Origin of the sequence: Plesiomonas sp. ZOR0011, from assembly GCF_000800945.1 — a bacterium.
Classification (GTDB): Bacteria; Pseudomonadota; Gammaproteobacteria; order Enterobacterales; family CAMTGL01; genus Plesiomonas; species Plesiomonas shigelloides.
This window is the reverse complement of the sequence record NZ_JRKB01000065.1, coordinates 1-8,798: the sequence shown is the minus strand read 5'-3', so window position 1 is coordinate 8,798 and position 8,798 is coordinate 1. Positions and strand designations below refer to the sequence as shown.

5 protein-coding genes are annotated in these 8,798 nt (G+C 52.9%); all 5 read right to left on the bottom strand.

What is annotated here, in order from left to right; all coding sequences use genetic code 11:
* Window positions 1–354 precede the first annotated feature (354 nt).
* Window positions 355–1,767, bottom strand: coding sequence for a phosphoglucomutase/phosphomannomutase family protein (locus tag L975_RS11735; protein ID WP_039044621.1), 1,413 nt, complete (start codon window positions 1,765–1,767; stop codon window positions 355–357).
* Between the two features lie 67 nt (window positions 1,768–1,834).
* Entirely contained in the window at window positions 1,835–4,237 is a 2,403-nt protein-coding gene (locus tag L975_RS11730; RefSeq protein WP_039044620.1) for a GH36-type glycosyl hydrolase domain-containing protein, read from the bottom strand.
* A 30-nt stretch (window positions 4,238–4,267) separates the two neighbouring features.
* Window positions 4,268–6,241, bottom strand: coding sequence for a beta-N-acetylhexosaminidase (locus L975_RS11725; protein WP_177326641.1), 1,974 nt, complete (start codon window positions 6,239–6,241; stop codon window positions 4,268–4,270).
* A gap of 10 nt (window positions 6,242–6,251) precedes the next feature.
* Window positions 6,252–7,148 carry a BadF/BadG/BcrA/BcrD ATPase family protein gene (locus L975_RS11720; protein WP_039044619.1) on the bottom strand — a complete coding sequence of 299 codons (897 nt, stop codon included), beginning with the start codon at window positions 7,146–7,148 and terminating at the stop codon, window positions 6,252–6,254.
* Window positions 7,141–8,798: glycoside hydrolase family 9 protein (locus tag L975_RS11715; RefSeq protein ID WP_052181442.1), on the bottom strand; the 1,658-nt coding region annotated here is incomplete at its 5' end. The genes L975_RS11720 and L975_RS11715, both read right to left, overlap by 8 nt.

The window sequence follows — 8,798 nt, the reverse complement described above, 5'->3', positions numbered from 1 at the left end:
AGAAGTGAAACGCCGTAGCGCCGATGGTAGTGTGGGGTCTCCCCATGCGAGAGTAGGGAACTGCCAGGCATTAAATAAGTGAAGAGCCCATCCTAGCGGATGGGCTTTTTGCGTTTGGGTCTTGGCTTTTGTATTTGTCTTTTCATCTTCCTTTCCTGCTATTTACTTCTTATTTCATTCTTTAATCTCTTGGTCCTCTTATCTTTTCTATACCTTGCCGTTTGAGCTGCTGATTGATGGCACTAGTATTTAGTATGTAATAACGCAGGCACAAAAAAAACCCTGCCGTAGCAGGGTTAAACGAGAGATGAGGATTGTTACGTCTTTCTACGTCTGTACTAGATCGCGTTGCGCTTAGACGTGTAAAAAGGCTTTCATCTGCTCCAGCACTTCTTCCGCCCTTTCTTTGCAATCCATCTCGGCGAAAATACGCAGCAATGGCTCGGTACCGGAGAAGCGGGCAATCAGCCAACCGCCATTTTTGAAGCGAACTTTGGCGCCATCAGCATAGCTGACGCTTTCCACTTCGTAATCAAAGTCTGGCAGTGCTTTTTCCACATAGATCTTGTTATACAGCGTTTCCTTTTCGGACGCTTTGAAGGTGCAGTCACCTTCCGCGGTATAACAATAGCCATACTCGTTGTAGATTTCGCTTAACAGCTCAGACAGCTTCTTACCGGTGACACTCATCAGCTCAACCAGCAAGCTGGCGGCAAAGATCCCATCTTTCCCTTTGATATGGCCACGGATCGTCAAACCACCGCTACTTTCGCCGCCAATCAGTGCATCTTGCTCATCCATTTTAGAGCTGATGTGCTTGAAGCCTACCGGCACTTCATAGCACTCCTCACCAAAGCTATGGGCAATCTTGTCTAACAGGTGCGTGGTGGCTACGTTACGTACGACACCGCCTTTCCAGCCTTTGTATTTCAGCAGGTAGTAATACAGCAAGCAGAGGATTTCATTAGGGTGAATGAAATTGCCTTTTTCATCAATGATCCCTAAGCGGTCTGCATCACCATCGGTACCGATCCCGATGTCATAACCTTGCTCGACCACCATTTCGGTCAGACGACCGAGGGTATGAGCGCTTGGCGATGGCAGTTTTCCACCAAACAGCGTGTCGTGACGATCGTTGATCACATCGAGATCGCAGCGGGCGGTGATTAATACGGTTTGCAAGCAGGTTTTGGATACGCCATACATCGGATCCAGCAACACGCGCAGATGACTGTTTTTGATCGCTTCCATATCGATAGCATTGATAATGGAGTCGACGAAGTCATTGGTAGGATCGAACAGTTCGATTTTCCCTGCTGCTAATGCTTCTTCAAAATCGATACTTTTGATATCCGCCGCAGTTAATTGATTGGCTAAAGTTTCAACTTGCTGGGTTTCAATTTCGTTGGCATCACGGCCGCCAAAGGCAAACACTTTGATCCCGTTATAATCGGCTGGGTTATGACTAGCGGTAACGCAGGCGCTTAATGCAGTACCGAGCTTTTTGGCCGCGTACATGATCATTGGCGTTGGGGCGTATTTCTTGACGAAATAGACTGGGATCCCGTTGGCCGCTACCACTTGGGCAATCCACTTTGCGGCTTTGTCTGATAAGAAGCGGCGGTCAAAACCGACGACAAATCCTTGTTTTTCAGCTTGTTGTTCTTTGATGATATTGGCTAGCGCTTGACTGACGCGTTCGACGTTAGCTTTGGTGAACTCTTCACCAATAAATGCGCGCCAACCACCTGTTCCGAAATGGATCATGATTGAGCTCCTCTCATTTCTCTCCATAAACATCAAAATGGGGCATCCATAGGATGCCCCCAATCGGTTAGCCCATAATGACGACTACATCATGTGTTGTGCCGGCAGGCTGGGCCGGGATCGCGCCTTGTACCGGTGTACCATTGAGCAGCACCGATTTCACACCTTTGCTGACGCCATCCGGGTTTTGTACGTGAATATTGAACGTCGCACCGCGCCATTGGCGCTGTACACGGAACTCTGGCCAATCTGTTGGGATACAAGGATCAACAATCAGACCCTCGAAGCTCAAGCGCACGCCTAAGATCCAGTTGGTTGCAGCGAAGTAGGCCCAGCCCGACGAGCCGGTCAGCCACGGGTGATTGGCTTTACCGTGCGACGTATGATCTTTACCCATCACGAACTGCACATAGGAGTACGGTTCAGCGATACGCGTTTCAATCTGATCATTTTGGTTGTACGGCAGCAGGGCATCGTAGAATTTCATGGCGCGATCGCCACGACCCAGTTTGGCTTCGGCAACCCACGCCCATGGGTTAGGGTGCGAGAAAATCGCGCCGTTTTCTTTCACGCCTTGATACACGCGCGTAACGAACCCAATGTCATCATTCGGGGTGGCGAATGATGGCGCATTGAGGTGCAGACCCCACGGCGAGTACAGGTACTCATCCACGGAGTCCATCGCTTTACGGGCACGTTCTGGATCGGCGACACCGGAAACCACCGCCCAAGTGTTGGACTCCAGATGCACCTTACCTTCGGTTTGTTCTTGGGTACCGATCTTCTCACCTTTTTTGGTGATCCCGCGGATATACCAATCGCCATCCCACAGGTTCTCTTCACAGGCAATGCGGACGTTTTCTGCCATCGCTTGATAGCGTTCAACATCTGCATCTTTACCTAAGAAGCGAGCCGCTTCGATAAAGGCTTCGATGGCCCAATAGTGCAGGAAAGACACCATGGCACTTTCACCACCGCCTAAGTTCAGGCAGTCGTTCCAGTCGGCGCGCAGGCCTTTACAGATCCCGGTTGCACCGACATATTTGGCGGAGAAGTCCAGAATTTTGGTCAGATGCTCATACACGGTGCCTTCGCCGCCATCGGCGTAGTTCACCACTTCATCAAAGAAGCTGGTTTCGCCGGTTTCCATCACGTAGCGACAAACGGTCGGTACCAGCCACAGGGCATCATCGGAGCAGGTATCTTCCAGCCCATGGATCATGTCATCGGCATTCGGGGTCGGCACCACGGTCGGTGATTTGTAGGCTGGGGCGTCGCTCTTGTTCGGATCGAACCACGCAGGATCGAACAGGTGCAGACCATAGCCTTCTTTAACCTGACCCCGTAACAGCTCTATCAGACGCTGACGGGTTTTTTGTGGGTTGGTGTGCGGTACAGCCATCGCATCTTGCGCGGTATCACGATAGCCCAGACCGGTGCGGCCACCGACTTCGATGAAAGAGGCAAAGCGTGACCAAACCACGCAGGTTTCGGCTTGGTACAACGTCCACGTGTTGAGCATGGTGTCCAAACCGGCATGCGGGGTCTGGCACTGGAATTTCTCAACACGCTCCGCCCAATGCTGTTTGATCCCAGCAAAGGCTGCATCGACATTCGCCAAGTTGCTGTATTTGGCTTGTAGTGCTTGGCCTGCTTCCATATCACCGACGCCCAACATGTAGACGAAGCGGACTTCTTCACCCGGTTGCAGGGTAAAGGCTTTATGCAGCGCGCCGCAGTGGTTGCCAGTTTTTTCGAAACTGTTGGAGCAGTAACCGCGTTCAACCGCAATTGGGTTGGACTCATCACGGTACAAGCCCAGGAATTTGTCACGCAGGCCATCAAAGCTGTCTGGCGTGAAGCTGGAGGCAAAGAAGTAGTATCCGGTTTCACGGCTTGGGTTATAGAACAGGTCATATTCGATGACGCTGTTTTCATAACGGGTACCGGCCGAGTACAGGCTCATTTGGTGGTTTTGGTTGTCGGAGGTGATGTGGCTGAACGAGAATTCGACAAAGGAGAACGCACTGATGGTGCGCGCTGTATCACCGGTATTTTTTAACGTGACATCCCACAGCTCGACGCTGTCATCGACCGGAACAAAGATGGTTTTACGCGCTTCGATGCCGTTGTAATCACAGCTGAACTTGGAATATGACAGGCCATGACGGCATTCGTATTGGGCTTCTTCGAGGCTTTTGCCTACCGGCTGCCAAGAGATAGACCAATAATCGCCGCTTTGATCATCACGCAGGTACACATAGTGCCCCGGACGGTCAAAGGTGGCGTTGGGACGGAATTTGGTCACACGGTGGTATTCCGGTGATTTGTAGAAGGAGTAACCGCCGGCATTATGTGAAATAACAGTACAGAAATCTTTCACCCCCAGGTAATTGGTCCAAGGTGCAGGCACATCGGGACGGGTGATGACATATTCCCTGTTGTCATTATCAAAGTAACCGTATTTCATGTAAAAACCATCCTATTAAAGTAGCATCTCTCACACCTGAAACAGGCGATAATTAATTCCGTGTCGGTCGAGCAAAGGTCGCAAGCCGGATAAGCGGGCTAAAAAGTCCGGCCAATCCCGCCGGCTTTTGGCGCTCCACATGGCTTCGGCAATTGCCAGCAAACGCGGATAAAGCATGTAATCCATTCGGTTTTGATTGTTAATTTGTTCACACCACAGGGCACACTGCACCCCGAGGATATGTTTGCGTAACGGTGAGTCAGAAGGAAGAGCTGCCAGCGGCTCATAATGATAAGCCTGTTCCAGATTCACACTTCTGGCCCAGTCAACGCCGGGTTCATCAGGATTATGGCTTTGCGCCATATCCAAATAGGTGTACTGCCCGGGCTGCATAATCACATCGTAGCCTTGGTGAATACATTCCATTCCCGCCTCTTCACCACGCCATGGGAAGATAATGGTGTCTTTACTGACTTTCTCGCCGTGGGTGGCTTCTTCCCAACCCATCATGCGTTTGCCGTGTTGATGCAAAATCTCTTCAGCAAAACGTAGCAAGTGGCCTTGCAACTCTTTCGGCGAACGGTAATTCAGGGTTTGCATCATCGCTTGGCAAGCAGGGCTGGCGGTCCAAACACCTTCGGGCACTTCATCGGCACCAATATGGATAAACGGTGACGGGAACAGGGCGCAGATTTCAGCCAGTACGGTGCGAATGAAGGTGTAAGTTCCCTCTAGCGCAGGCGATAGCACGTTGTCGTTGTAGTACTGGATACTGCGGTATTGCGAGCGGTCTTGCGGATCGCGAAGCAGCTCTGGCAACGACAAAATCGCGGCGCGGCAGTGACCCGGAATATCAATTTCAGGGATCACGGTGATGCCGCGCGCGGCAGCGTAAGCGATGACCTCGCGGATCTCCGATTGGCGGTAGTAACCGCCGTGGCGCTCTGCCAAGCAGGTGTATTGTGGTAGCAAGGTTTCTTGCGGACCGCGCCACGCACCGATGTTGGTCAGTTGTGGATAGGCATTAATCTCTACCCGCCACCCTTCATCATCGGTCAGGTGCCAGTGGAAATAGTTAAATTTACAGTAGGCTAGCTGGTTGATGAGACGCTTGATGGTAGCGACCGAGTGAAAATGGCGTGCGCAATCGAGCATCATGCCACGATAGCCATGCAGTGGTTGATCGTCAATCTCTGTGCATGGCAGGCAATAGGCGCCTGATGGCGTGTGCGCGGGTGTTGCCGGTAGCAGCTGTAACACGCTGGCGACTGCATAGATAAACCCTTCGCGCTGAGCGGCGCGCACGCGAATATGCTGCGGCTGGATTGTCAGCTGATATTGTGCCGGCGCCAGCGTTGGGTCGCATTCGAACCAGATAGCACTCTCTGGGCTGGTGGCGGGTACCAGAGGTAATGCCAAGCCACAACGGGCCACGACTTCGTCTTGCAACCACTGCACTGCTGCATCGGCTTGCGGCGTCATTAAGCTCAGGGTGGTATGTTCATTGAGCGTAAAATGACCATCTTGCTCATGTTGTACCAAGGGGCGTGGGATCACGCCCACTTGCGGGGTGAGTGACGGTAGCGCCGGCTCTGCTTGCCATTGTGATTGCACTCGACCAAACCCGAGCTCAAAGTGGCCAATCTGTATTGGCAAACGTTGCAACGAACCATCATCCTGCAAGACTTCCAGATATGCATCACCAAAACCATCGCTCTGGTAGTGCAGGGGAGCGGTGCCCATAGCAAAGTGAAAATCGATGCTGCCACCGGCCGGTAAGCTGAGCATGGCGCCATCTGCCGCCACCGGATTGAAGCGACAAAAACTGCCGGTCTGGCTGATGCTGCCAGGCTGTACGGAGTCCGGTTTGATCAGGCGACAAATAGAGAAACAGCACTGCCAGTTCTCCAGAGACTGCGTACCTTGGTTGTGCAACCTAGCTCGAAACGTACAGTACGGCGGCTGGTGTTCACACAGGGTTAATTCCAGTAACAACGACGTCACGGCATCATCCTTAATCGATTTCACTGGTGACATTCTCAGTCACTGGCAGATGTTGGCGGGCATAAAAAATGGCGCCGTCGATGGCATCAAAGCGTGGTTCTTGCAAACGCGCCAGATAACGCTCTTGCAGCCAAGGCTGGATGTGGCGGCCAATACTGCCCATCAGCGCAACGCGCTCGGCGCCTTTATGCAGCAGGGCATCGAGTAGCAGTTCGATGTCACGCGCGGTATCTTGCAGCAGTTGCTTGGCCAGATGATCGTGCGCGGCATGCTGGAAAATTAGCGGCGCAAAGCTGGCATAGTCACGTGGCAGCGCTTGCTTTGACCAGCTGACAATATTGTCTATATTCTGCTCGAACTGACTGAAAATCGCTTCGGCCAAACTGGAAGCGGCCGTAATGCCTTCGATAGCCAGCAGTGATTGCTGGATACAGGCCAAGCCTAAGCGGGCGCCGCTACCTTGATCGGAGATGGGGAATTCATGGCCACCGAGGGTGGTGATGTGACCGGCACGATACAGCAGGCCACAAGAGCCGGTACCGGCAATCAGTACGGCGCCATCTTCGCCGCCCCACGCACCCAGACAGGCTCCAAGGGCATCGGTGATCAGGACTTGACGTGCATAGGAGGTCGGTAGACGTGAAAAGGCGTCTTGCGCCTCTTGATGCTCAGCGCCTGCTAACGCAAAGCAGACATGCATACGTTGATAGTCGCGCACGGTAAGGCCGGCTTGTTGCGTCGCATCGCCAATGGCATGTTGTACTGCTTGCATCGCCAACTCGCTGCCCAGCAAGATATTGGCGCTTCCGGCATAGCCTTCACCCAAGTTATTGCCGTGCTGGTCGCGGATCCGCGCGCGGCATCCGGTGCCACCGCCGTCAACACCCACATACAAAATCTCAGACATGATGCGCCTCCTTGTACTGGTAAGTAATCGCTAATAAATACCAGGCTGCATGTGGGATCCATTGCTCTCCCCAGCGCCAGTTTTGCAGTATGTCTTCATCGTACGGCTGGGGTTTGAAGTCTAAATCGGCTTCATCCTCAAAACCGGCGGTGATGCCGTTACAGACGCCCCCTTTGGCATTCGGGAAGGCATCCAAATAGGTTGGGTTGTGGTGTCCAGTGCCATCGAGCATGCAGATATCAAACGGGTTACGGCCCAAAATCCAGTGCAGCGCATCGTTGGCATAGAGGGGCAGGGCCGATTGTTGCTCGGCGTTGGCGTACGGCTTTGCGGCATAGGCCATGCTGGCCAGAGAGGCTAAACGGGCATTTTCGCCTTGCCACCAGTAACCGCTTTCATTGTCATGTGGAATAAAGAAACTACGCCGTTTTTCGCTGTGGGTGCCTTTGACGTATTGGCATGGATAGCCAAACGGATTAAATGGCTCGGCCGTGATGTACAACTCAAACTCGATAGCTTGACGCAGCGTTTGTTGCAAGGTGGCCTGTTGTGCGGGCAGGGCGCTATGCTGGAGGTGATACACCAGTGCCAAGACCGGTAATCCTGCATCCGAGGCATGGAAAAATGGTCGCGAGCCATCGGCATTGGCTGACCAGTAGTGCGGGTATTGTGCATCACTGCATTGGCGCTGCATTAAACGCTCGGCCCAGTACTGGCTCTCTTGTTGCAAACGGGTATCTTGCGTGGCGCGATAGAGTGCAGAGGCGGCTAGCAGGGCGCAATACTCATCCAGAATATTTTCGCAGCCATCATCCAGATACTGGTGATTGTATTCGCGCAGATGCCAATAGCCACTTAAGGCTGCCCGCAGATAGTCATCTTGCTGGTATTCACCGTGACGCGGCTGGCGGGAGGCGTCAGCCAGTGCTGCAATCGCCATGCCGCCACCTTGACGGAAGGCCGCTTGGTAAGATGTGGCTTTATGTCCGGCTTGGGTTGCATAGCTGCAAATTTCGCGCTGCTGTGGCTGTTTGCTCCAACGATCGAACAGCGTCATGTAGAAATAACCGTCGGGATCTTGCATGCGCACCAGAAAATCGGCGCCAAACAGGGCTTCATCCAGCAGACGGTGATACAGGTTTTGGATTTTCAGTGCTGAGTCGTTGGCCAACAGTTCGCTGGCTTGCAATAAACTCCACACCACCAGCGGTGTTTGTTGCGGGTTCATGTAGTTGGCATACGAGAGATGGCTGAGGTATTTACTCACATCCCCTGAGGCGTCATACCAACCACCATGCAGATCGACCGGCTCTCGCTCCGGTTGATCAAAAAAGTGCGCTTGACGATCGTGCAGATCGTAGCGTCCGCTACAGCGCTGGGATTTAAAATAGTGCAAAACATCGGACAACGTGGCGTGCAGCGCCAGTCCGTCACCGATGGTAAAAGTATGGGAGCGATAATCGCCGCATTGCAGGTAAAAGCGGCCACATCCCTGAAAGTCGGAAAAATCCAGAGTGTAGAAATAACGGTTTTTCCAGCCGGGGACCGCGCCCTGACTGACGATGGCGACCTGACTCACCACTACCTGGTCTTCCTCACGGTATAGACCGGCTTGCTGGCCGCGCAGACCAGGCGGTGCTTGCAGCACCG

Excerpts from the sequence above, each read along its gene's own strand:
- L975_RS11730 (WP_039044620.1), bottom strand. The coding sequence starts at position 4,237 with ATGAAATACGGTTACTTTGATAATGACAACAGGGAATATGTCATCACC.
- L975_RS11735 (WP_039044621.1), bottom strand. The coding sequence starts at position 1,767 with ATGATCCATTTCGGAACAGGTGGTTGGCGCGCATTTATTGGTGAAGAG.
- L975_RS11720 (WP_039044619.1), bottom strand. The coding sequence starts at position 7,148 with ATGTCTGAGATTTTGTATGTGGGTGTTGACGGCGGTGGCACCGGATGC.